This is a genomic window from Dokdonella sp. (assembly GCF_039926425.1).
In the GTDB taxonomy this organism is placed as follows: domain Bacteria; phylum Pseudomonadota; class Gammaproteobacteria; order Xanthomonadales; family Rhodanobacteraceae; genus Dokdonella_A.
In genome coordinates this window covers 19,263-42,844 of the sequence record NZ_JBDSWZ010000166.1, presented here as the reverse complement: position 1 = coordinate 42,844, position 23,582 = coordinate 19,263, and the positions used below count along the sequence as shown (strand labels likewise).

The following is a 23,582-nucleotide window of genomic DNA, read 5'->3' as shown; positions in this document are numbered from 1 at the left end:
CGTTCGATGCGGTGGTGATCGGCGGCGCCGTGCATGCGCTGCCGGAACGCGCGCGCCAGTGGGTCAAGCCCGGCGGCCGCCTGTTTGCAATCGTCGGCGATTCGCCGGCAATGCAGGCGATTCTGTATACCCGCGTCGACGCCACCCACTGGCAGCACGAAAGCCTGTTCGAAACCGACGTGCCTTACCTTCTGCACGCCGAACCGCCCCGCCGCTTTGCGCTTTGAGCGCGAACCGGCCTGCACACCTTCATCTTTCGAGGAACACCCGATGATCCGTCTCCGATTCCTGCCGCTGGCGCTCTCGCTGGCGATTGGTGTTCCCGCTGCTCACGCCGATGATCTCCTGCAGGTCTACCAGGAGGCACGTGCGTCGGATCCGACGCTGTCGAGCGCCGAAGCGACCAAGCTCGCCACCGACGAATACGTCGACCAGTCGCGCTCCGCATTGTTGCCGCAGATTGCGGCAAGTCTCGATTTCACGCAGTCGCGCGGAGGCGAGGACGGCCAGACGTTCATCAGCGATCCGCGCTTCCCGAATGATCCCAATGCGGCGCCCATCTCGGTCAACGGAACGACCAACACGATTTACAGCCGATCGACCAACGCGACGCTGCAGCAAAGCATCCTCGACATCAGTCGCTGGACCGCGCTGAAATCGAGCCGTTACACCGCCGAAGCGGGCGCAGCGACTTACGACGCCGCGCAACAGGCGCTGCTCGTGCGTGTGGCGACCGCGTATTTCAATGTTCTCACTAGCGACGATGCGCTGAAGTTCGCCGACGCCAATGAAAAGGCGCTCGGTAGGCAGCTCGAACAGGCGCAGCAGCGCTTCGAAGTCGGACTTGCGGCCATCACCGATGTCAACGATGCAAAAGCGCAGCACGACCAGGCGGTTGCCAGCGTCATCAACAACCGCAATGCGCTCGACCAGGCGCGCGAGGCGGTGCGACAGCTCACCAACAAGGAGCCGGGCGACTTCCACAAGCTGCGGGACAATCTGCCACTCGACCACCCGACACCCGATGATCCGGCGGCGTGGGTGGACGTCGCGTTGAAACAGAATCCAAACCTGAGCTCGGCGTCGTTCCAGGTTGATGCGGCCAACGCGAACATCAACACCGCACGATCGGGACACCTTCCGACGATCACCGGCCAGGTCAGCTACGGCCGTTCGGCCAGTTGGGGCGATTCGCGCCTCGGTGGCGTCGGAGATTTCCCCAATTTCAGCGGCGATCCGAAATACGGCAGCTCGATCTCGGTGACGCTCAGTGTGCCGATCTTCACCGGCGGATACACGCAGTCGCGCGTTCGCCAGGCCGTCTACAACCGCGATTTCGCACAGGACCAGTTCGAGTACAACCGTCGCCTGGTCGAGGCGACCACGCGCAACAACTTCCGTTCGGTCCTCGCCGGCGCGAGCGCCGTCGAAGCGACCAAGGCCGCGGTGGTGTCCGCGCAGAGTTCGGTGGAAGCGACGCAGGCTGGCTACGAAGTGGGCACCCGCACCATCGTCGACGTGCTGATCAGTCAGCAGACGCTGCTGCAGGCGCAGAGTTCGTATTCGTCGGCGCGACACACCTTCGTGCTCAGCGGTCTGCTCCTGAAGCAGGCGGCGGGCGTGATCGAGGTCAAGGATCTCGAAGCGATCAACGCGCTGCTCGAGTAGGAAAGCGATCCGGAATTCGGAATCTGGCGCAACGACGTGCCGGATTCCGAATCCCGATCGATGTGCTCAAGGCTTCGCAGCCAGAACGTCGCGGACGATCTCCATCGTCCGGTCCACGGCTCCGCGTTCGCGCGCCATCACCCGGAGCGCGGCTTCGCCCATGCTTCGGCGCTCCACTTCGCGTGACAGCAGCCGCACGACCGTTGGACCCAGCGCGTCCGCATCGGCAATGCGCAGCGCAGCGCCTGCGTTGATCAGATCCTCGGTGACTTCCTCGAAATTGAAGGTCTGCGGACCGACGATCACCGGTCGCTCCAGCGCAGCCGGTTCGAGCAGATTGTGTCCGCCGACGGGTACGAGGCTGCCGCCGACGAACGCGACATCGGCCGCTGCGTAGAATTCGATCAGCTCCCCCATGGAATCGATCACGAAACACTGGCATGCCGGTTCGGCGCCACTGTTTTCGCTGCGCGTCTCGGTGCGGAATCCATACGCGCGACACGCCGCGACGATTGGCTTGAAGCGCTCCGGATGGCGCGGTGCGATCAGCACCAGCGCATCCGGGAAACGACGCATCACTTCGGCGTGTGCCTTCAGCACGAGCAATTCCTCGCCCTCGTGCGTGCTCGCGGCAATCCACACCGGCCGCCCGCCACCAGCCGCCGCACGGAATGCCAGACCACGCTCGCGAACACCGGTCGGCACCGTCATGTCGAACTTGAGATTGCCGACGATTGCCAGCCGCGGTTCTGCCGCGCCGAGCGTGCGCAGTCGGTCGCCATCGGACGCGGACTGTGCGGCGACGAAACTGGCGCAACGAATTGCGCGACGGGCCAGCGGCTGGATCGGCCAGTAGCCGCGCAATGACTTCTCCGACAGCCGCGCGTTCGCGATCACGATCGAAATGCCGCGTTCTGCGCACGTCATGAAGAGGTTTGGCCAGATCTCGGTTTCCATGATCACCGCGAGCCGCGGTCGAACACGACCGAGGAACCGCTTCACGGCGGTCGTGAGGTCGTACGGCAGGTAGACGTGGAACACCCGATCGCCGAACAGCTGCAGAACGCGGTCCGAACCGGTCGGCGTCACCGTGGTGATCACGAACTGCGACTCGCCGTAGCGACGCATCAGTGCTTCGATCAGCGGAACAGCTGCGTTGACCTCGCCAAGCGACACCGCGTGGACCCAGATGCTGTCGTGGATGCCCGGATCGGGGAAGAAGCCGAACCGCTCGCGCCAGCGCGCGAAATAGCCGTGGTATTTGAATCCGCGGGCCGCCAGCCGGTACAGCACGAAAGGCGTGAGCAGGTACAGGGTCAGCGTGTAGATGAAGCGCTGGAACACGGCGGCCCTGGGCACGGGGAGTTGGCGAGTATAGCTTTTGGAGCCCGCAGCGTCGTGACGCGGATCGGCTTGGCCGATGACAAATCCGGATCGCGAAGGCCACGAGGACAGAGGGCGACTCGACCTTCTCGTCGTGTTTTTTCGCGGTCGAGGCATTTGTCTCGCTGCGAGCGGCGCGTCGCTCCAACGGCCGGCGGACCGACGTCATCGGCCATAATCGATCAATGCAACAGCCGCCACCGCCGTTTCGTTCCAACCTGCTCGCTCCGCGCCATTGGCTCGCATGGCTTGGGCTCGGTGTCATCGCGCTCGTCGCGCAGCTGCCGTACCGATGGCTTCTGGCGCTCGGACGTTTCATCGGCTGGATCGCCGAGCAGGTACTCGGCGAACGTCGCCGCGTGGCGGCGCGCAACATCGCGCTGTGTTTCCCCGAGCTCGACGAAGGCGCTCGCGCCGCCCTGTTGGCAGCCAACCTGCGCGACAGCGGCGTGATGCTGATGGAGTTCGCGCTTGCATGGATGGGCTCGGCGCGTGCGATCGGACGCATCCCGCTGACCATCGAAGGCCTCGAACACCTGACCGCCGCGCGCGAGGCAGGACACGGCGTTCTCCTCGTCGGTGCGCATTTTTCACATCTGGAATTGTGCGCACGACTGGTTTCGCAGCGCATCCGCATCGCCGGCATGTATCGCGTCCATGCCGATGCGGCGTTCGAATGGGCGATCAAGCGGTCGCGCCTGCGCTACGCCGATGCAATGTTCAGCAAGGACGAATTGCGCCAGACACTGCGCTATCTGAAAAACGGTGGGACGGTCTGGTACGCACCCGACCAGGACATGCGCGGAAAGGACGTCGTGTTCGCTCCTTTCTTCGGTGTCGCCGCCGCGACAATCACCGCAACCCATCACCTCGCCCGCCTTTCCGGGGCAAAAGTGATGCCGTTCTTCCACCGACGCCTCGAACACGGGGGATACGCGATCCGGCTCGAGCCGCCGCTCGGGAATTTCCCCACGTCGAACCCGGTTGCCGACACGTCACGCATCAATGCAGTCATCGAACGGATGGTGCGCGAAGCACCGACCCAGTACCTTTGGCTGCACAAGCGGTTCAAGACCCGCCCGCCGGGGGAAGCGGAGGTCTACGGCTGACGCGCGCCTGCCTGCGCGGGCACCGCACCGGTCTTGCCGAACGCGTTCGATCGTCCAGATCGAACGAGGCCGCCCAAGGGGAAATGCATGAATTTTCTGATCGTCGTCGCCTGTTGCTTCGCCGGGCTCATCATCGGTGGAATGTCCGGGGGCGATGGAGCCGTAGCCGTCGGTTTCTTTTTCGGACTCGCAAGTGGGCTGGTGCTGCTGCGGCTGCGCGCAATCTCCGATCGCGTCGATGCGCTGTCGCGAGAACTGGAACTGCTGCGGATCACGCGTCGGCTTCCCCCCGCCGTCGACGAACGCGCGCGTGAACCGGCGCCGGTGTCGGCACCGGCTGCGCCCGCCGTGCCGCAATCGGACGAGGCCGCTGCCACCCTCGATCCGCAGCTCGACGCGTTGGTCGCACCCCCACCGCCTCCACTGCCGATGGTGGAGCGGGCCGAGCCACGACCGCCCGCCGTTCGTCGGCCGGCCGAGCCCGATGTATTCGCCAAGGCCATCAATTGGATCTCGCGCTGGTTCAGCGAAGGCAACGTGCCGGTCAAGGTCGGCATGCTGGTGCTGTTCGCGGGGGTCGCCGCGCTGCTCAAGTACGCATCCGACGAAGGCTGGCTCCATCTTCCGATCGAACTGCGACTCGCAGCCATCACGCTTGCTGCAATCGCCGCACTCGCGTTCGGGTGGCACGTGCGCGAACGCAAGCGCAGCTTCGCGCTGGCGCTGCAGGGCGGGGCAATCGGCATTCTGCTGCTCACCGTGTTCGCCGCGTTCCGTGTGTACGACCTGATCCCCGCCGGTGGTGCATTCGCGCTGATGCTCGTGCTGGTCGCCGGCGCTGGCGTGATCGCCGTCATGCAGGATGCCCTCGCGCTCGCCGTGCTCGGCATCCTCGCCGGCTTTGCCGCGCCGATCCTGCTCTCCACCGGCAGCGGCGATCACGTGACGCTGTTTTCGTACTACGCGTTGCTCAACCTCGCGATTTTCGCAATCGCGTGGGTGCGTTCCTGGCGCGCACTCAACCTGCTCGGGTTCGTTTTCACGTTCGCGATTGGCACGGCGTGGGGCGTGTTGCGGTACCAACCGGGTCTTTTCTCGAGCACCGAACCGTTCCTGTTGCTGTACTTCGCGATCTATCTCGCGGTGCCGATTCTCTACACGCGCAAGCGCGATCCCGCGCGTCGGGATCTCGTCGATGGCACGTTGGTGTTCGGCAATCCTCTGGTCGCGTTCGCGCTGCACGCCGGCTTGCTCGAAGGCGCACGCATGCCCCTCGCCTATTCGGCACTGGGGCTTGCAGCAATCTACGTCGCACTGGCAGCGTGGCTGATGCCGCGCGAGCGCATGCGCGTTCTCGGGGAATCATTTGCCGTGCTCGGAATCGGTTTCGCGACGCTCGCGGTTCCGTTGGCACTCAGCGCACGTGCAACAGCGTCCACATTCGCGCTCGAGGGCGCAGCGCTGGTCTGGCTGGGCTTGCGCGAAGGGCGTCGTCTGCCGCAACTCAGTGGACTCGGCTTGCAGGCGTTGGCGGCCGCTGCATTCGTGATTGCGTCCATATTCTCCATCGGAGGCGGCGAGGCGAATCCGCTCGCCAACAGCGCCTTCATCAGCGCGCTGCTCGTTGCGCTCGCCGGCTTCGCGAGCGCATGGCTGTACCGACGAGCTCGACGTGCACGTCCGCTCGATCTGCTGTTGTACCTGTGGGCGCTTGCGTGGTGGACCGGTGCGGGGTTGCACGAGATCGACCGGTTCGTCGCATCCACGTGGCAACTGCACGCGACGCTCGGTTTCTCGGCCGTCAGCGCCGCGCTCGCCGGCTACGCCGCGTTCCGCACGCGCGCGTCGGCGCCCGCGTGGACAGCCGCGGCGGGCCTCGCATTCGGGATTCTCATCGTGTTCGCCTTCGGCGCCAGCGATGTTCGTCCGTTCGCCGGTTGGGGGCTCGCCGCGTTTGCCGCCTACGCGGTATTCGGATTTACCGCACTGAGCGCGTTGCGCGACATGCCCGATGCGGCGCCCGCGGTCGCGCACATCGGCTGGCTGTGGACGTGGACGTTCGCGATCGCACTTGTGTTGTCTCAGCTCGCCGGCGATGCACACCTCGGCAACGGCTGGTCCGCCGCATTCCTTGCGCTGCCAGTCGCCGCCGCATGGGCGCTCACACTGCTGTGGCCGATGGCGCTCGCGCTTCCACTCGCGTCGCGATTCGAAAGCTATCGCTCCCCGCTGCTGCTGTCCCAGGCCATCGTCGCCGGCGTGGGCTTCATCGGCTTGCTGTGGCATTCCGGCGACAGCGCGCCGCTGCCGTTCCTGCCCCTCATCAACCCGGTCGAACTGATGCAATTGGGCCTGCTCGCAGGCGCTGCGCGCCGGTTGTCGGATCCCCACGCTCCCGCGCCGCTCGCGCAGCCGCGTGTCGCACTGCTCGCGGCCGCGGCCTTCGCGTTCGTCACCGCAGCGACCCTTCGCTCGACCCATCATCTCGGAGGTGTCCCATGGGATGCGCAACTGTGGGAATCGAACCTCGCGCAAACCGCGTTGACCATGGTCTGGAGCGTGCTCGGCGTCGTCGGGTGGGTATTCGGTTCGCGTCGCGGGCAGCGTTCGCTGTGGCTGGCCGGTGCGATCCTGATGGGCGTCGTGTTGGTCAAGCTGTTGCTGGTCGACCGCACCCATCTCGGCAATCTGTTCGGTATCGTCTCGTTCATCGCGTACGGATTGCTGTGCACGGTCATCGGCTATTTCGCGCCCGCACCGCCGCGTGAACCGACCACGGGAGCAACCGCATGAACGCGGGCCTGCGCTGGACGCTCGCGCTCACGTGCGCTGTCATCTCGCCCGTGCGCGCGGCCACGCCAGCAGACTTTGCGTGGACGTTTTCGATCGAGACGGATGCCACGTCGCCGGCCGCCAGCGCGTGGCGCGTCGAACTCACGCCCGACGTCTACGCCTGGGTGCAAGAGAGGGATCTGCGCGACATCGAGGTGTTCAATGCCGCAGGCGTCGCCGTGCCGATTGGCCGATGGCAGCCGGAGCCCGCATTCGTCACGCGCGAGCAGACGGTCGTGTTGCCCGTGCTGGCGTTGCCCGCCTCGGCTCCACGTGCGTCGACCAGCGATCTGCGACTGGTCATTGATCGCGACGCAGACGGCCGGCTGCGCCGGATCGATGCCGGCGAGCAAGCTCGGGCAGACACCGGTGTCCCGCCAAGGGACTGGCTGCTCGATGCGAGCCGGTTCGATCTCCCGATCGACCGACTGGCGCTCACGTGGAGCGCGCCTGCATCCGGCGTGGTCGCGCGTTTCAGCATCGAGGCCAGCAACGATCTGCAGCAGTGGCATGCCGCTGGAGACGGCACTGTGCTCGCCCTCGAACAGGACGGTTCGCGTCTGGAGCGGCACGACATCGAGGTGTCGGGCGTGTACGCGAAGTACGTGCGACTGCATCGCCTCGACGATGGAACGCCGGTCGCTGGGCTGTCCGCGCAGGCGCACTCGTCGCGACGCAGCACCGCTGACGCGACGCGCAGCTGGCTCGATGTCCCGATCGCCAGTGGTTCCGCCAGCGCAACGCCGGTGCCGCCGGGAACAGAGCGATACGACTACGCTTTGTTGTCCGCGTTGCCGGTGGAAGTCGCGCGCATCGAGTTGGCCAACGACAACGCGCTGGCACCGCTGGTGTTCAGCGCGCGTGCGTCCGACGCGACAACCTGGAGCGAGCTTTCCCGCATCACCGCCTTTCGCCTGCGCTCGGGTGTGGAACTCCTGCGCAACGGCGACGTCGCTGTGTCGACAGCCGCACGTCTGCGCGATTTCCGCATTGAATCGAGCGTGCCCCTTGCCGCAGCGCCGCGCCTGGTGATTGCCTATCGCCCGGATACGCTGGTCTTCCTCGCCGAGGGCAGCGGCCCATACTTGCTTGCGGTCGGAAGCCTCCGCGCACACCACGCGTCGTATCCGGTTGATGCCGCGCTGGCGAGCTTGCGCGCCCGCCTTGGCAAGGAGTGGCAGCCGCCACTTGCCCGGCTCGGTGCCGGCAGCGAAAGCGGAGGGATCTCCGTACTCGCACCGTTACCACTGCCCACGCCGTGGCGCCGCTGGCTATTGTGGGGCGTCCTCGTTGCAGCAGCCGCGCTGGTCGGCGGCATCGCGGCGAAGCTGCTGCGAGGCAATCGACCCCACTAGATCATCCGCGATTGCGCACGCGTCCGCGTCACGTGGATGCGCGCGTTTCACGCAGACCGGTCAGCGGGCGTGCCGTGTGCCGCAAGCGCCGCGCAGTACAGCGCAAGCAACCACCAGAAGAGCAGCCCCCACCACGCCGAATAAAACGCAAGGTGCGTGTTCACCGGAAAGCACATCGCGACCAGCGCAAGCGCGGGTGCCAATGCGCGCGACCGTGCCGCGCCGTCCGCACGCCACCATGCACGCAAGCCCAGCCACGTGCCGATGAGCCAGAACGCCAGACCCACCACGCCGGTTTCGCTGAGCACTTCGAGCACGATCTGGTGTGCATGCGAAGCGCCGGTTTCGGTTTTCGGATCGACGAAGCGGTCTCCGGGTGCTGCGTAGGTCGGGTACGCGTAGCGAAAGCCGCGCACGCCGACACCGGTCAGCGGGTTCGCCCGGTTCATCGCGATCGCGGTTCGCCAGATGCTGAGGCGACCCGCCGACGCGTCGTCCAGCGCCGCATCGGTGCCACGCAGCGCGAGCAGACTGCGTTCGACGCGTGCGCCGAAGCGCGCAGAGTCATGCAGCGCCAGCGCACCGATCGCACCGACCACGAGCGCAAACGACACGATCACCGCAATGAAACGCAGCGGTCTGCGTGTCTCCTGCCATGCGATCACCACTCCGATCAATGCATACGACACCCAAGCGGCACGTGAGCCGGCCAGCAGGATCGGCGGAGCCAGCAACACGAATGCCAGTGCAAGGCCTTTCCAGCCGAAACGCATGCGTGCCGCAACCAGCACGAATGGCGACAGGACCGAGAGCGTCGGCCCCAGCTTGAGATTCCCCGCGCCGAAGATTCCCGAAACGCGCTCCGCTTCCGCCGGACCGCCGATGCTGTACCCGGTCGCCATCTGCACGTACGCATCGAGCGCCCATAACGACACCACCGCGGCGATCGCCCCCGTGACCGCGTTCCACACTGATGCGTCACGCAACGCCCACAGCGAGAACAACGCAAACGGAAGGAAGCGCATCGTGATGGCGACGGTGGAGCCGGTCTTGCCAGGATCGATTGCGTGCACTGCCGAGAAAAGAGCGGGGAGCCAATAGCACGCGAACAACGTCATCGCGAGGCGCAGGTCCTGATCGCGCAGCTCCAACCGCCGGCGCAACAAGAGCACGATGGCCACGATGCCGCCGATCGCCCACGGCACTTCGGCGGCGCGACCGACCGGCAGCAGCACGAGCACGGCCAGCACCAGCAGGGCGGACCACGGCATGGCGCGTGTGGAAGAGAGACTCATCATCGGCCCGCGCATTCTATCGACGCGATGGACGTCAGCGACGCACGAGATCCGCATAGAGCGAGAGCGTCGCGGCCTGCATGTCGGCCAGGCGGTAGCGCTGCAACGGCGTGATCGCCGGCGCGGCACGAAGAAGTTCGGCGGCGCGCTCGGCCAGTCGGCGCAGGTCGCCCGGCGGCACGCGCCCGGCAGGATAGAGATCACTCAACAATTCGCCGACGCCGCCGTGGTCGTACCCCAGCACCGGACGGCACAGCGACAGCGCCTCGACCACGGTGCGCCCGAAGGATTCGGGCTTGGTCGACAACTGCAGCACCAGCGACGAGATGGCATAGACGTCGCGTGCGTCATCGCGTTGTGCGCTGATCTCCATCCAGTCGGCCACGCCGAGGTCGTAAGCCAGTCGCTCCAGCTCCGTGACGTAGGCTTCGCGCCCCGGCTGCCGCGCGCCCAACAGCAGCAGGCGCGTCGGAATGCCGCGCGCCTTCAATTCTGCGACTAATGCGATGGCATCCGCATGCCCCTTCAACCGCGTTCCACGGCCGGGCAAGGTCAGCAGAGGCGCGCCGTCGAGACGAGCGAATTCCGCGAAGAACCACTCCCGCCATGAGCTGTCGGGTTGGTAGCCGAATGGAAAGTCGTCGGGATCGACGCCACGCGGGATCACCACCAGCCGCCCTGGCTGGGTTTCGCGGTAGTTGCGCAGCAGATAGTCGCGCACGGTATTGGACACGCAGATCACCCGCTCGCCGCGCGCCATGATCGCGCTGTACCACCCGGGGCTGTTCAGGCCATGTGCGGTTGTGACGAAGTGTGGCCGATTCGGCAATCCGCGCAGCGCGAGCCACCCGAGCCACGCCGGCATACGCGAGCGCGCGTGCACGATGTCGACGTGTTCATGCTTGAACAGCGCGCGTAGGGTCGGCACGCGCGCAAGACTCCGGATCGACTTGGCGCCGATCGGAAGCGTCACATGTTCACTGCCCTCGGCGAGCAGCCGCGACACCATCTGCCCCCCGCCTGACACGACCATCGACCGGTGCCCCGCCGCGACGAGTGCACGACCGACTTCCAGCGCCGAACGCTCCGCACCGCCCGCATCGAGGGCGGGAATCAGCTGGACGACAGTCAGGCGACGCTCGGCCATCGGCGAGGCGTCAGTCGATCAGGTCGAATTGCGCACCGCAATACGGACACTTCGCGTGGCCTTGCTGGTCCGCAATCGGCAGATACACCTTGGGATGCGAGTTCCACAACGACATGCCCGGCATCGGACAACTGAGCGGCAGATCGGCCCGTCTCACCGTGTAGACGTTCTGGGCGTTGGCGGGAATGAGGTTCTCCGCGGCCGGATTGGGTCGGGACATGAGGGGACTCGCGCGACAGGTCGTCCAGTTTACCAGCACGAGCCATGCCAACTGCGTCGCACAATTTCCGTGACGCGCATCTCGCTGCGTGCGCGAACCCGTCGTCCCGTGGCTGCAACCCTTCTGGCCTAGAATGCCGCCACTTCGATTGTTCAAGACAAACCGGGAGGGACAGCATGGATATCAACAAGATCATCGCGCGTGTCAAGGCGATCCTGATGACGCCGAAGACCGAATGGCCGGTGATCGCCGCAGAGCCGGCGACCGTGGCGGATCTTTACAAGAACTACATCGTGGTGCTGGCGGCCATTCCGGCGGTCGCGGGGTTCATCAAGGGCAGCATCATCGGCTACAGCCTGTTCGGAATCAGCTACCACACGCCGATCGGCGCCGGCCTCACCAGCGCGATCGTGAGCTACGCGCTGTCGCTCGGCCTGGTTTATCTGATGTCCATGGTGATCGACGGACTCGCGCCGACCTTCAATGGTCAGAAGAACCAGGTGCAGGCGCTGAAGGTGGTGGCCTATGCATACACCGCCAGTTGGGTCGCGAGCATCGGTCTGATCCTTCCGGGCATCGGCTGGCTCATCGCGCTCGCGGGGGGCATCTACAGCATCTATCTGCTGTACCTCGGACTCTCGCCGACGATGCATTCTCCAGTTGAAAAATCGGGCGGCTACACCGCCGTGAGCATCATTGTCGCCATCGTGCTGAGCTGGATCGTGATGCTCGTTGTCGGCACAATTGCTGGCACGGGCGCGATGATGAGCGGAATGAGCGGTACAACGCTCGGCAATGGCGTCGGAAGCGTGACCATCGACAAGGACAGCTCCCTCGGCAAGCTCGATGCGTGGAGCAAAAAGATGGAAGCCGCCGGCAAGCAGATGGAAACGGCGCAGAAGTCCGGCAGTGCCGATGCCCAGTCAAAGGCACTCGGCGCGGTGATGGGTGCGGCACTCGGCGGCGGCGACCAGGTGGAAGCGCTGCCGCCTGAAATGCTCAAGCCGTTCGTGCCCGACTCTCTCGCCGGCCTCAAGCGCACCGAGTATTCGGCGGAACGCAACGGCGCGATGGGCATGCAGATTTCGGAAGCCCATGCGGATTACTCCGACGGCGCAGATCGATCGTTGCGCCTTGAAGTGACGGACATGGGCAGCGCGAAGGGCCTGATGGCGATGGCCGGCTGGGCCACGGTCGAACAGGACAAGGAGACCGACCACGGGTACGACAAGACCTACAAGCAGGACGGTCGTCTCGTGCACGAACAGTGGAACAGCGAGGACAAGCGCGGCGAATACGGCATCGTGCTCGGCGACCGGTTTTCCGTGAAGGTGTCGGGTCGCGCGGAGAGCATCAACGAGATCAAGGCGGCGGTTGCAAGCATCAATCTGGCCGGGCTGGAAGCGTTGAAGAACCAGGGCGTCAAGAAAGGGTAAAACGGCGCACGCTCACGCGCGAGACGCCGCGTGTTCAAAAAATCGACGGGTTGAAGCCGGGCCGCACGCGCGACCCGGCACAGGCCAGACTCAACCCTTTGACGGGGGCTTCATTCCTTCCGCGTAGGCCTTCGAATCGATCGCCTCGCTGGTGATGTGGATCTTGATGTCATCGCTGATCATCGGCACGTACTTGCCGATTCCGAAGTCCGACCGCTTGATCGTCGTGCTCGCATCAAACCCTGCTGACGGTGCCTTGCGCATCGGATGCTCGCCGACCTTGTTGATCGTCACGTCGAGCACGACCGGCTTCGTCACGCCGTGAAGAGTCAGGTCGCCCGTCACTTTCAATTTGTCTGCAGCAGCACCCTTTTCGACCTTCGTGCTCTTGAACGTGGCGTCGGGAAACTTTGCGACGTCGAAGTACTCGTCTTTCTGCAGATGCTCGTCGAGTTTCGGCACGTTGCTGTTGACACTGGCCATCGCGATCTTGACGCTGACGTTGGACTTGGTGGGCTGAGCCTGGTCGAACTCCAGCGTGCCCTCGACGTTGCCAAATTGCGCGACCGGGTTCGAGTACCCGAAATGATTCCAGCTGAAAACCACTTGGGTGTGGCCGGGATCGAGCGTGTAGGACGCGGCGAACACCGGCGCGGTGACGAGCGCCAGCGCGGCGCTGAGGGCGAGACGACGAATCATGTGGATCTCCTTTGGGTCAATTGACGCATCAGAACAGCGGCGTTCGGAATCGGCGGTGAACGCATGAACATTGCCGGACAGACAACCTCAACCGTTGTGGAAGGTAAAGCTGGGACTCTGCAAGGGTGTGGCAGGTTGGTCAGGTCGACAAGGGGGATGCGACGGAAACATCGTTTCTTCAGGCGTAACGATCGATACGCCTCGCCCGGCGCAGGCGTGTGCATTACGCTTCGACCATGACCGACCTCGCCCGTTCCGTGCTGTGCTGGGCCATCAGCGACGGCGCTGCCGGCAACGAACGGCAGGCGCTCGCGCTGGCGCAGGCACTCGGGTTGACGCCGATCAGGCTGCGCGTCACGTTGCGCGCACCGTGGAATCTGCTCGCACCAAGACGGCTTCCGGGTGCCGCCTGGGCGATCCGCGACGAACACGGCCGACTGCTGAACGCGCCGTGGCCCGACGTTGCTATCGGTTGCGGAAGGCGCGCCGCGCTTGTCACCCGCCTGCTGCGCGAATGGAGCGACGGGCGCTGTTTCACCGTGCAGATCCTCGACCCGCGCATCGACGCCGGCGCGTTCGATCTCGTGGTGGCACCCCAGCACGATCGCGTCCCTGGCAGCAACGTGTTGCAGACGATCGGGGCGCTCAACCGCGTCGACAGCGATTTTCTCGGCAAGGCACGGTCGGATTTTTCCCGACTGTCCGAACAACCCGCGCCTCGCACGGCCGTGCTGATCGGCGGCTCGACCCGTGCGCAGCGTCTCGACAACCCGTATTTCGACGCATTGATCGACCGACTCGCCGCGCGCCCGCAAATCGATGGTGGCAGCTTCCTGGTGAGTGTCTCGCGACGAACGCCGGCATCGACCGTGTCACGACTGCGGGACGCATTCGCAAAGTTTCCCGGCGAGTTCTGGAGCGGACCGGGCGATGGGGAAAACCCGTATGCGGGATTTCTCGCGTGGGCCGACCGGATTTTTGTCACGCCCGACTCGGTCAACATGATCAGCGAGGCCTGCGCGACCGGAAAACCGGTCTACACCTTTGCGCCGCGGCCCATTGCCGGAAAACTCGCCGCGTTCCATGCCGAACTGATCGCAAGCGGGCACTTGCGCCGACTCGACGACACGTCGCATCCAGCGCAACCCCCGCCGCTCGCCGAGACGGCGGAGATTGCGGCACTGGTGCGCAAGCGCTGGCGAATGTTCAACACGTAGGCGGCACGCGCTTCTCTGCGGCCGGTGCTTTTTGCGACGGACCCGCGAGGGCTGCCGGCCGACCTGCGGTCGTCCAGCCTAAGGCGCCTGCCGCCGACTGGCGCTCGATCGAACCCGACCGATGCCGGAGTGCAACCCTGTTCGCGTCACGCTTGTCGCAACCCGAGTCTCGCTGCAATCGCTACCACGCGCTCTGCATGACGGTCCAACGCCGCGTCGCGCGGCATCAGGCGTGAGCGCCCGTCGAGGGTACAACTGATCGCATAGCCGAGCAGTGCGGCATGCGCATCGGCGAGCGCCAGCGCTTCCTCCGTGGCAAGCACTCCGACTCGTGCGGCAATCGCGATCAGCTCCGCGCTGTTTCCGCTCGACCACAATTGCGGATGCTCGAACGCGTGCAGGAGCACGAGTCCCTGCAGGATGAATTCAATGTCGACGAGGCCGCCGACGCCCTGCTTCAGATCGAACAGCAGTGCGGTCGAGCGGTCGCGCTCGGCGCGCCAGCGTTCGCGCATCCGTGCAACATCATTGCGCATGACGTCGGCATCGCGTGCCAACGAGATCAACGCGCCGCGCATTCGCTCGAACCGGCGTGCGAGTGCCGCGTCGCCCGCAAGCGCGCGTGCGCGCACCAGCGCCTGCAGTTCCCACGTCCACGCGCGTTCACGCTGATAGCCTTCGTAGGCGTCCATGCCGAGTACGAGCATGCCTTTGCTGCCGTCCGGGCGCAGCCGAATGTCGACTTCGTACAAACGCCCAGCACGCGTGAGCACGCCGAGCAGATGGACGACGCGCTGGGCGAGCCGCGCGTAGTAGCGCTGGCCGTCGAGCGGCTTCGCGCCGTTCGACTCGCCACGTGCACGCTCGCCGTCATAGACGAACACGAGGTCGAGATCGGAGCCGAAACCGAGTTCTGCGCCGCCGAAACTGCCGTACGCGATGATCACCATGCCGGCGCCATCGCCGGTTTGCGGATCGAGTCGCCCGTGCGCCGCTGCCAGCTCCCGCTCGGCAATCCGCAGGATCGTCACCAGAACGACTTCTGCAACGTCCGCCAGCACACGGGCCGCGGCAACGCCATCCAGGCGTCCGCCGAGGAAAGCGAGACCGACGCGGAACAAGGCCGAATTGCGTACTTCCTGGATCAGCTCGATCTCCGATTCCGGATCCGCCGAGTCGAGCGCCGCAAGCCGCCGCCCGAGGTCGTCCTCGACCGCGGCGCGTGTCGACACTGCACTGTCGACACGATCGTCGAACAGGTCGTCCAGCAGCAACGGGTGCGCAATCACGCGATCGGCGAGGAACGCACTGGCGGAGAACACCGCGCTCAGGCGCTTCAACGCCGATGGTTGTTCGTCGAGAAGGGCGAGATACACCGAACGCCGCGCGACGGCCTGGATGAGTCGCAGCAAGCGCGCCAGGCAACGCGCCGGATCAGGTTGTTCGACGGCTGACGCGAAGACTGCCGGCATCAGCCGGTCGAGCCGGTCGCGCGAGCGCGCCGACATCGTGCGCAACGCGTTGCTGCCGAGCACCGCTTCGAGTTCGGTCGCGACCTCGTCCGGCGGCTCGAATCCGACCTGCGCCAGTTGCTTCGGGTCGACACCGTCGCCGGCCACGAGCTCGCGCCAGAAGCCCGGCCACTTCGCCTGTGACCTGCGTGCACTGCTGCGCGCGTCGACTTCCATCAACTCGGCGAATTCCTCGCTGACCGCAGCGCGATGCCTCAGCAGGTCCACATCGAGTTGTGCCCAGCCGGCGTAGTCGAGCGCGAGGGCAAGGCGGTCGCGTAACACCGCATCAGCTGGAATTTCGTGGGTCTGCTGATCGGCAAGCATCTGCAACCGGTTCTCCAGCCGGCGCAGAAATCGATAGGCTTCGCGCAATCGCGATGCACGTGCAGTCGGGATGAAACCGAGCTGTTCGCATGCGGCAAGTGCGGGCAGCAAGCCACGCGCGCGCAGCGTCGGTTCCCGCCCACCGCGGATCAATTGCACCAGCTGCACGACGAACTCGATTTCGCGAATGCCTCCGGGGCCGAGCTTGACGTGGTCGGCCAGGTCCTTGCGCGCGACTTCCGCATCGATCAGCGCCTTCATTTCGCGCATGCCGGCGAACGCCGTGTAGTCGAGATAGCGGCGGAACACGAACGGGCGCAGCGTATCGAGCAACCGTGATCCGGCGTTGCGATCGCCGGCGACCGGCCGCGCCTTGATCCACGCGTAGCGCTCCCAGTCGCGCCCTTCGCTCTGGAAGTACTGCTCCATCGCGGAGAACGACAGCGCGATGCGACCGACCTGTCCGAACGGTCGCAGGCGCAGATCGACCCGGTAGACATAACCGTCCGGATCTCGATCCGCCAGCAGGGACACCAGCGCCTGGCCAATGCGCGCGTAGTAGTTGCTTGCGTCGAGCGGGCGCGCGCCGTCACTTTCGCCGTGCTCCGCGAAGGCGAACACCACATCGATGTCCGAGGAAAAGTTGAGTTCGTTGCCACCGAGCTTGCCGAGCGCGAGCACGACCATGCGCTGCGGCTGGCCCTTCTCGCCGGCAATCACGCCGTGACGCTGCGCGACCAGCCGCTCCGCGCCGCGAAGCGCGGCCTCGGTGCAGGCTTCCGCCAGCACCGACGCGCCAGCGAGCGTGGTCTCGATTGCGTCTGCCCCGTTGACGTCGCGCCATATCAGTCGCAGCGCTTCGCGCTTGCGGAAGTGACGCAGCGCGGCGCGCAGCGTGATGTCGTCGTGCGCCTCGGCGAGCACGCCCGCGCGCGCGTCCGCGTGCCGCGGATCGCTCATCAACTGCAGCAGTTCCGGACCGAGCAGGCGCGGATCACGCAGGAAACTCTCGTACGCAAAATCGCTGGTCAGCAACACGCGCTGCAAGTGATCGTCCACGCCTGCGTCGTCATAAAACTCGACGTCCGCCTCGCGACAGGCGGTTTCGAGCCGCGTCAGGCGCTCGTTGAGAAACGCGTTCGTTGCGCGGGGCCAGGGTGCGGGCGTCTGCATGCACCGATTGTCGCAGCACCATCACGCGTGCGACCAGCTGTACCGACCGCAGGCGTGCGCAGTTCATGAAATCCGGTTCATGCATCAGCGTTCCACTCATGCCATTGTCGCGCGCCCGCCATGACCACTCCTGCCGCCCACCTCCCGTTCCCCCAACCACACCTCGCCGCATGGCGCCGCGCGGCCCCGGCATGCGGCTGCGTGTTGCTGGTGGTACTGGCGGTCGCGCATCTCGATCCGGGAATCGATCTGACCAGACCACTGGAGCGCGGCGCGGCGTTGCGAATGCTGGTTCTCAACGCATTTCCGGTGTTCACCGCGTTCGCCCTTGTGCTCGCACTGACCCGGCGCCTGCTGCTCTCGAGCTGGCTGGTGCTCGGCGGCGTCATCGCGCTGTATTCGGCCAACAGTGCCAAGCTCGGGTCGCTGCAGACGCCGCTGCTCCCCGCGGACCTGCGGTTTCTTGCCGAGCCCGGTCCGGCGCTTCGGCTTTTTTCCAACTACCTGCACGTCGATGTCGTGCACGTGCTGCTGGTCGTCGCGGCACTGGCCGCGACGGGTGTACTGCTGCGCGAACGTCGGCTGGCCGCACTTGCGGGCTGGCGTGCGCCGATGCTGGGCGGCGTCGCGCTGGTGGCAGGCTTGAGCCTCGTCGTCGGCACGTCGATGTGGCGGCATGTCTACCGATCTGCCGAGCGGCATTTTCAACCCTGGGCCCTGGCTGAAAGTTCGATACGCACCGGTCTGATCGGGAGCCTCCTGGTGTACCACTGGCAGATGGGCGGTGGCGACGTGCCCGCGGCCGATCGCGATGCCGCGCGCGCGTTGCTGGACGCTCGCGCACCGGAACTGCGCGCTGTCCTTGTAGCGGCTCGCGCACCTGTCGATCTGCCGGACATCGTGGTTGTGCAAAGCGAGTCGCTGTTCGATCCGGCGCGCATGCGCGGCATTCTCAGCGGGCGTTATCTGGCGCAATTGCAGCGACTGGCGCGGACCGCCCGCTCAGGCAATCTTGTCGTGCCGACCTTTGCCGGTGGCACGATCCGCACCGAATTCGAAACCTTGACTGGCGCCCCTCTGTCGAGCCTCGGCGGGATCCAGTATCCCTGGCTCGAACTCGACCGCGACCAGTACCCCGGGCTTGTGCGCGTGCTCGGTGGACACGGCTATCGCACCACGGCGATCCATCCGAATGCCGCTGCGTTCTGGAATCGCGCACGGGCGTATCCGGCACTCGGCTTCGACCGCTTCATCGACAGCGAATCGTTTCCGAAGGATCGGATCGTCGGCCTGTTTACATCGGATGCGGCACTCACCGATCGTGTGCTCGGCGAACTCGACGACGACGGTCCGCCGCAGTTCGTGTTCGCCATCAGCATGGAGAATCACGGCCCGTTCGACTGGCGCCCTGGACTCGACGCGGACCGCCTCGCTGCATTGCCGATGCCGGAAGCACTCGACGTTGGCGATCGAGTGTGGCTCGGCAACTATCTGTATCTGCTCGACGACGCAGATCACGAACTCGGTCGCCTCGCCGACGCACTCGTCCAGCGCAAACGACGCACACTCCTGCTGTTCTACGGAGACCATCTGCCCGACCTCGGGCCGGTCTACCAGCGCCTCGGTTTCGATGATGCGCACGACGCGCATGAGCAACCGGTGCCATGGCTTCTTGTCGACAGCACCGACCGACATCCACGGCAGTTGGACACCCGGGCATGGATGCTGCCTGCACTGCTGCTGGATGCGGCCGGAATCGATGACGACGCGTACCTGCGCGTCCTATCCAGTCTTGCACGCGATCCGGATTTCAATCCGGACGATCCGGCGACCGCGGCGGGCATCACCGCGATGGCACGCCTGCATTTGCGCGGCGAGCTTGCACCGCTGATGGCGGAGACAGTGGGCCCGGACAGCCTTTCTGCAGACGTGCAGGTCGAGACGGCGGTACGCTGATCGGGTCGTTGCAGCATGCGTGCCGCGCTCGACCGGCTGCAGGCGGCGGATGTCGCACATCGCTGCCATCCGACGTTGTATGTCAGAGCCGCCCCTGAAGCGAATCCGACATGTCGACCATTTCACCGATGACCTCCCGGCGATGGGCACCGCACGCGCTCGCGGTCGCGCACTCACCGATCAAGGCCGAGCCGATGACGCGCCTGCAGGTCGAGCCCGGCCCGCGCACGCTTGTCGGCAGCACGCATTCCGTGTGCCTGTGCTCCAACGCGGATGGACGCGCGACGGCCCGCGGTGAATGGGACCTGGCGTTTGCACGGGACATCGGCGAGCGCGTGACCCCGCCTGAGCATGTCCGCTTTCGCGTCGATGCGACGCAGCTGCGCATCCTTGCGCTGGCGATGCTCGCCGGTGCACGCGAGCTGGACGCCATCGAGGCGCATGTGGCAGCAGACGATCGCGAGGGTCGGATCGATCCGGACTACCTCGAAACGATCACGCTCACCGAGCACGGCGTCGACCCATCGTGCGAGAGCCCGCTGTACATCGAGGCCGGACGCTGAGCAGCCGCAGCGACGACCGGCGTCTGAACACGTGAGCGTCCTTGCCGATCCGCGGGCGGTATGCCTGCCCACTCGCGCAACGGAGAGCGCCCCCGCGCGTTCGCACAGCGCGATGCCGATCGATGCGCCCGAACGGTTCGCCGTCGCCATCCCGTCGGCGCGCAGATACACTCGAGGCAGCCCTCGCGAGGTTGCCGTGTCCGATTCCCCCCTGTCCGCCACGGAAAAGCACGCCGGGAAGCCGATCGAGAGCCTCTTCAATGCGCTCTATGACCAGCTCAAGGCGATCGCCAGCCGACAATTGGCCAAGGGTGCGCGAGGGACCCTCGACACCACTGCGCTTGTCCACGAGCTCTATCTGCGCATCAACACGAGTCGCGAGATGGCGTTCGAACATCCCGCGCAGTTCTTCAGCTATGCGGCGCGTGCGATGCGCCACCTGTTGATCGACCGTGCCCGCGCGCACATGCGCCAGAAAGCCGGCGGCGATTGGGTTCGCGCGACGTTGACCTCGAGCGCCGACGGCATGCCGGAAATTGCCAGCGCCGAGCAGGCGATCGCGCTCGACGAGGCGCTGACCCGACTGGCGGAGACCGACGAGCGGGCCGCCCATGTGGTGGAACTGCGCTACTTTGCCGGATTGCCGCCCGAGCAGATCGCCGAACTGCTCGATCTCACCCGCCGCACCATCGACCGCGACTGGCGTTTCGCCCGCGCGTTCCTGCACGCTGCGCTCGAATGATGTCCTGATCGCGGCGCTTTCGTCGTTTCACGCTGGAGACGACTCCGGACACCCACGGCCGACCGACCCGCGATGAGCATTCCGCCACTCCCGTTGCGCGACCTGTTTGAGGGCGCGCTCGCGCTCGCGCCCGACGAGCGCGCCGCCTATCTGCAGTTGCGCTGCGCCGATCCGCAGCAACGCCTCGCGGTGGACAGGATGCTCGCGGCCGATCGCAGCGAGGACGAACGGCTTCTCGATCAGCCGTTCGATGACCTGCTCGGTCGCGTCGGTGAACCCGAGATCGAGGCACCGATGCCACCGCCCGGCACCCGCATCGGCTCCTTCACGTTGCTCGACAAGCTCGGCGAAGGCGGGTCGTCGGTCGTTTTTCGCGCCGAGCGCGAACACTCCGGTGCGCACCAGCAGGTTGCCCTCAAGTTGCTCAGGCGCGGCCTGTACGCCGAACACGAGCGTCGCCATTTCCGCGACGAGCGCCGCGCGCTCGCACAGCTGCGCCATCCCGGCATCGCGCATCTGATCGAGGGCGGCGTCACCGATGCCGGCGTCCCTTACATCGCGCTGGAATTGATCGACGGCCTGCCGATCACCGACCACGTGCGCGAGCACGCGCTGGACCTGCGCGGCCGTCTGCTGTTGTTCACCGCCGTCTGCTACGCGGTCGACGCCGCGCACCGCGCACTGATCGTGCATCGCGACCTGAAACCTTCAAATGTCCTCGTCACCCGCGATGGCGCGGTGAAGCTTCTCGACTTCGGCATTGCCAAACTGCTCGACACCGACGGCGACGATGCGACGCACACGCACAGCCGGGCGATGACTCCCGCCTACGCCGCGCCGGAACAGTTCAATGGCGGTCCGATCACCACCGCGACGGATGTCTACGCGCTCGGCATCCTGCTTGGCGAGTTGATGACCGGACATCGGCGCTCGCACGGCGACACGCGCACACCGTCCTCACAGATCAGTCTCGATACCGGACCCGGCGTGTTGCCGTCGCCGCCGGAGAAGACGCGACGACAACTTCGCGGCGATCTCGACAACATCGTGCTGACAGCGACGTGCGAAGAACCGGTGCGTCGCTACGCGTCCGCGGCGATGCTCGCCGCTGATCTCGAGCGGCATCTCGCCAACCAGCCGGTCGTCGCGCACCCCCCGTCCGTCGGCTATCGAACGCGCAAATTCGTCGCGCGACATCGGGGCGGGGTCGCGATCACCGTCGCGTTCCTGCTGGCGATCCTCGCGGCGTTGGCCATTGCCCTGTGGCAGGCGAGCGTTGCGCGTGCCGAAGCGCAGCGCTCGGCGAGCGTGCGCGATTTTCTGCTGCGTGTGTTCAGCGCGGCGGAGCCGGCGGGTCCACGACTTGCACCGCCGTCGGTGACCGATGTGGTGCGTGCAGCGATCGTCGACGCAAATCGCTCGACCTCGCTCGACTCCGCGGTGCGGATCGAATTGCTCTCAACGCTCGGACGCGTGCTCGGCGCACAGGGCGACATGGACGGCGGCGTGGCGTTGCTCGACGCAAACTGGAAGGCCGCGTTGAAGGCGTTGGGCCCGTCACACCCCACCACGTCGATGGCGGCGCTCGAACTGGCGCAGGCGCAGACCGCTGCTGGCCAACATGGACCGGCGCGGATCCTGATCGACGCACTGTTGGCGCAAACCGACCGAAGCCGCGACGCCGACTTCGGCGCACGCGTGCTGTCCGCCTCGGCGCGCCTCGGCGTCGAACGATTCGAACAGGCACGCGCACTCGATGAATCGCAGCGCGCGATGGAACTGTGCGAGCATGCATGCACCCCCCAGACGCGTGTCGTCGTGCAGCTGACACGCGGCAATGCACTTGCTGCATTCCAACACGACGAAGCAGCGATTCCGGTGATCGAGCGAGCGCTCGCGCTGCAGCGCACGCTGTTCGACGGACCTCACGTCGACATCGCCGATACGTTGCAGAGCCTGTCGCGCGCGCATCGTCGCCTCGGGCATCTGGATGCTGCCGAAGGCTATGCGCGCGAGTCGCTGGCAATCGTCGAAGCGAGCGTGCCGGACCCGCACGTCCGCCGCACCGATGCACTCGACACGCTGCGCCAGGTGCTGATTGATTCGCGCTCCCTGGACGAGGCGATCGCCCTCGGACGACGCATCGTGGCAATGGACCGCGCGACGCTCGGCCCCGACCACCCGGGCGTCGCCACCAGCGAGAACACGCTGGGATACACCTACGCGATGGCCAATCAGACCGCACCGGCGATCGAACATTTCAACTCGGCGATCGCGATCTCCGAACGGATCCCCGACAACGTCCGCAAGATCGCCATCTACCGCGCGAACCTTGGCAACGTCGTCGGCAGGTCGGGCGACTCCGTCACCGGCGCGCGCCTGGTTCAAAGTGCGATCGATGCATTGCGGGGCTTGCCCGAGCCCGACTACGGCCAGATCTGTTCGGCGCTTGAAAAGCTCGGCAGCCTCCAGCGAAACGGCGGCAAACTCGATGCCGCACTCGCAACCTTCACCGAATCGGATCGTCTCTACCGCGAGAAACTGCCGGATGCGCCGAAGCAATGGCGCGCGGTCACGCTGGTCGCGCTCGGGCGTACCCACATCGACCGCCACGAAGACAGCGACGCGGAACGTCGCCTGCACGAAGCGCTCGCAAGCGTGACGACGCCGGCCGGAATCCTCTCACCCGAACGGGTCGAAGCACGCGCAGCACTTGCAGACATTGCACATCGGCGCGGAGACGACGCGACGGCACGCGATCTTCTGAGCCAGGTCGATCGGGAAACAGGAGGCAAACGCCCGGCGCTGGGGACCCAACTGCAGACCTACATCGACTCGCTGTCTGCGGCTGTCATGCCGCCTTGACCCTGGGCCGCTGTCGAAATGGTGGCGGGCAAACCGCCTGACTCCGCCACCGGACAGTCCATCGCAGCGCCATCCGCACGTCGC

Annotated in this window: 16 protein-coding genes and 1 pseudogene; 11 read left to right on the top strand and 6 right to left on the bottom strand. The window is 65.8% G+C overall.

The genetic code is table 11. The annotated features are described in order from the left end of the window. Window positions 1-227, top strand: a pseudogene (locus ABIV12_RS09930) (protein-L-isoaspartate O-methyltransferase); the annotation flags it as partial. 43 nt (window positions 228-270) lie between these two features. Next, window positions 271-1,668, top strand: a complete 1,398-nt coding sequence (locus ABIV12_RS09925; protein ID WP_348058778.1) for a TolC family outer membrane protein — start codon at window positions 271-273, stop codon at window positions 1,666-1,668. A gap of 66 nt (window positions 1,669-1,734) precedes the next feature. Here the strand turns inward: ABIV12_RS09925 and waaA are convergent, their stop codons facing one another. Then, window positions 1,735-3,027, bottom strand: coding sequence for a lipid IV(A) 3-deoxy-D-manno-octulosonic acid transferase (gene waaA / locus ABIV12_RS09920; RefSeq protein ID WP_348058776.1), 1,293 nt, complete (start codon window positions 3,025-3,027; stop codon window positions 1,735-1,737). Window positions 3,028-3,236: 209 nt separating this feature from the next. On the opposite strand from waaA, the gene lpxL reads away from it, so the two are divergent. The 3 genes from lpxL (at window position 3,237) to ABIV12_RS09905 (ending at window position 8,347) form a co-directional block, all read left to right on the top strand. Beyond that, window positions 3,237-4,160 carry an LpxL/LpxP family Kdo(2)-lipid IV(A) lauroyl/palmitoleoyl acyltransferase gene (lpxL, locus tag ABIV12_RS09915; protein WP_348058774.1) on the top strand — a complete coding sequence of 308 codons (924 nt, stop codon included), beginning with the start codon at window positions 3,237-3,239 and terminating at the stop codon, window positions 4,158-4,160. An 87-nt stretch (window positions 4,161-4,247) separates the two neighbouring features. Then, window positions 4,248-6,953 carry a DUF2339 domain-containing protein gene (locus ABIV12_RS09910; protein WP_348058772.1) on the top strand — a complete coding sequence of 902 codons (2,706 nt, stop codon included), beginning with the start codon at window positions 4,248-4,250 and terminating at the stop codon, window positions 6,951-6,953. After that, on the top strand, window positions 6,950-8,347 hold the full coding sequence (locus ABIV12_RS09905; RefSeq protein WP_348058770.1) for a DUF3999 domain-containing protein: 1,398 nt from the start codon (window positions 6,950-6,952) through the stop codon (window positions 8,345-8,347). Before ABIV12_RS09910 ends, ABIV12_RS09905 begins: the two co-directional genes overlap by 4 nt. Window positions 8,348-8,394: 47 nt before the next feature. Here ABIV12_RS09905 and ABIV12_RS09900 read toward each other — a convergent pair whose 3' ends face one another. Genes ABIV12_RS09900 through ABIV12_RS09890 form a run of 3 tightly spaced genes read right to left on the bottom strand, consistent with a single transcriptional unit; the run spans window position 8,395 to window position 11,009 of the window. After that, window positions 8,395-9,618 (bottom strand): O-antigen ligase family protein, encoded by a 1,224-nt coding sequence (locus tag ABIV12_RS09900; protein ID WP_348058768.1) that lies wholly within the window; start codon window positions 9,616-9,618, stop codon window positions 8,395-8,397. A gap of 58 nt (window positions 9,619-9,676) precedes the next feature. Further along, window positions 9,677-10,789: a glycosyltransferase gene (locus ABIV12_RS09895; RefSeq protein ID WP_348058766.1), complete on the bottom strand. Its 1,113-nt coding sequence runs from the start codon at window positions 10,787-10,789 to the stop codon at window positions 9,677-9,679. A 10-nt stretch (window positions 10,790-10,799) separates the two neighbouring features. After that, entirely contained in the window at window positions 10,800-11,009 is a 210-nt protein-coding gene (locus tag ABIV12_RS09890; RefSeq protein WP_348058764.1) for a zinc-finger domain-containing protein, read from the bottom strand. Window positions 11,010-11,185: 176 nt separating this feature from the next. On the opposite strand from ABIV12_RS09890, the gene ABIV12_RS09885 reads away from it, so the two are divergent. Continuing rightward, window positions 11,186-12,445 carry a Yip1 family protein gene (locus ABIV12_RS09885; protein ID WP_348058761.1) on the top strand — a complete coding sequence of 420 codons (1,260 nt, stop codon included), beginning with the start codon at window positions 11,186-11,188 and terminating at the stop codon, window positions 12,443-12,445. Between the two features lie 90 nt (window positions 12,446-12,535). Here the strand turns inward: ABIV12_RS09885 and ABIV12_RS09880 are convergent, their stop codons facing one another. Continuing rightward, entirely contained in the window at window positions 12,536-13,144 is a 609-nt protein-coding gene (locus tag ABIV12_RS09880) for a YceI family protein (RefSeq protein ID WP_348058754.1), read from the bottom strand. 236 nt (window positions 13,145-13,380) lie between these two features. Here ABIV12_RS09880 and ABIV12_RS09875 point away from each other — a divergent pair, with 236 nt between their 5' ends. Then, on the top strand, window positions 13,381-14,361 hold the full coding sequence (locus tag ABIV12_RS09875) for a mitochondrial fission ELM1 family protein (protein ID WP_348058752.1): 981 nt from the start codon (window positions 13,381-13,383) through the stop codon (window positions 14,359-14,361). A gap of 146 nt (window positions 14,362-14,507) precedes the next feature. Here the strand turns inward: ABIV12_RS09875 and glnE are convergent, their stop codons facing one another. Further along, complete coding sequence (gene glnE / locus ABIV12_RS09870) at window positions 14,508-17,372, bottom strand: bifunctional [glutamate--ammonia ligase]-adenylyl-L-tyrosine phosphorylase/[glutamate--ammonia-ligase] adenylyltransferase (protein ID WP_348058750.1); 2,865 nt, start codon at window positions 17,370-17,372, stop codon at window positions 14,508-14,510. Between the two features lie 120 nt (window positions 17,373-17,492). Here glnE and ABIV12_RS09865 point away from each other — a divergent pair, with 120 nt between their 5' ends. The 4 genes from ABIV12_RS09865 to ABIV12_RS09850 all read left to right on the top strand — a co-directional run bounded on the left by ABIV12_RS09865 (window position 17,493) and on the right by ABIV12_RS09850 (window position 23,498). After that, on the top strand, window positions 17,493-19,328 hold the full coding sequence (locus ABIV12_RS09865) for an LTA synthase family protein (RefSeq protein WP_348058748.1): 1,836 nt from the start codon (window positions 17,493-17,495) through the stop codon (window positions 19,326-19,328). A gap of 110 nt (window positions 19,329-19,438) precedes the next feature. Beyond that, the gene (locus ABIV12_RS09860) at window positions 19,439-19,891 is read left to right on the top strand and encodes a hypothetical protein (RefSeq protein ID WP_348058746.1); all 453 of its coding nucleotides are present in this window, start codon (window positions 19,439-19,441) and stop codon (window positions 19,889-19,891) included. A gap of 196 nt (window positions 19,892-20,087) precedes the next feature. Next, window positions 20,088-20,633 (top strand): ECF-type sigma factor, encoded by a 546-nt coding sequence (locus ABIV12_RS09855; RefSeq protein WP_348058744.1) that lies wholly within the window; start codon window positions 20,088-20,090, stop codon window positions 20,631-20,633. A gap of 72 nt (window positions 20,634-20,705) precedes the next feature. Continuing rightward, window positions 20,706-23,498, top strand: coding sequence for a tetratricopeptide repeat protein (locus tag ABIV12_RS09850; RefSeq protein WP_348058742.1), 2,793 nt, complete (start codon window positions 20,706-20,708; stop codon window positions 23,496-23,498). The last annotated feature ends 84 nt before the right edge of the window (window positions 23,499-23,582 follow it).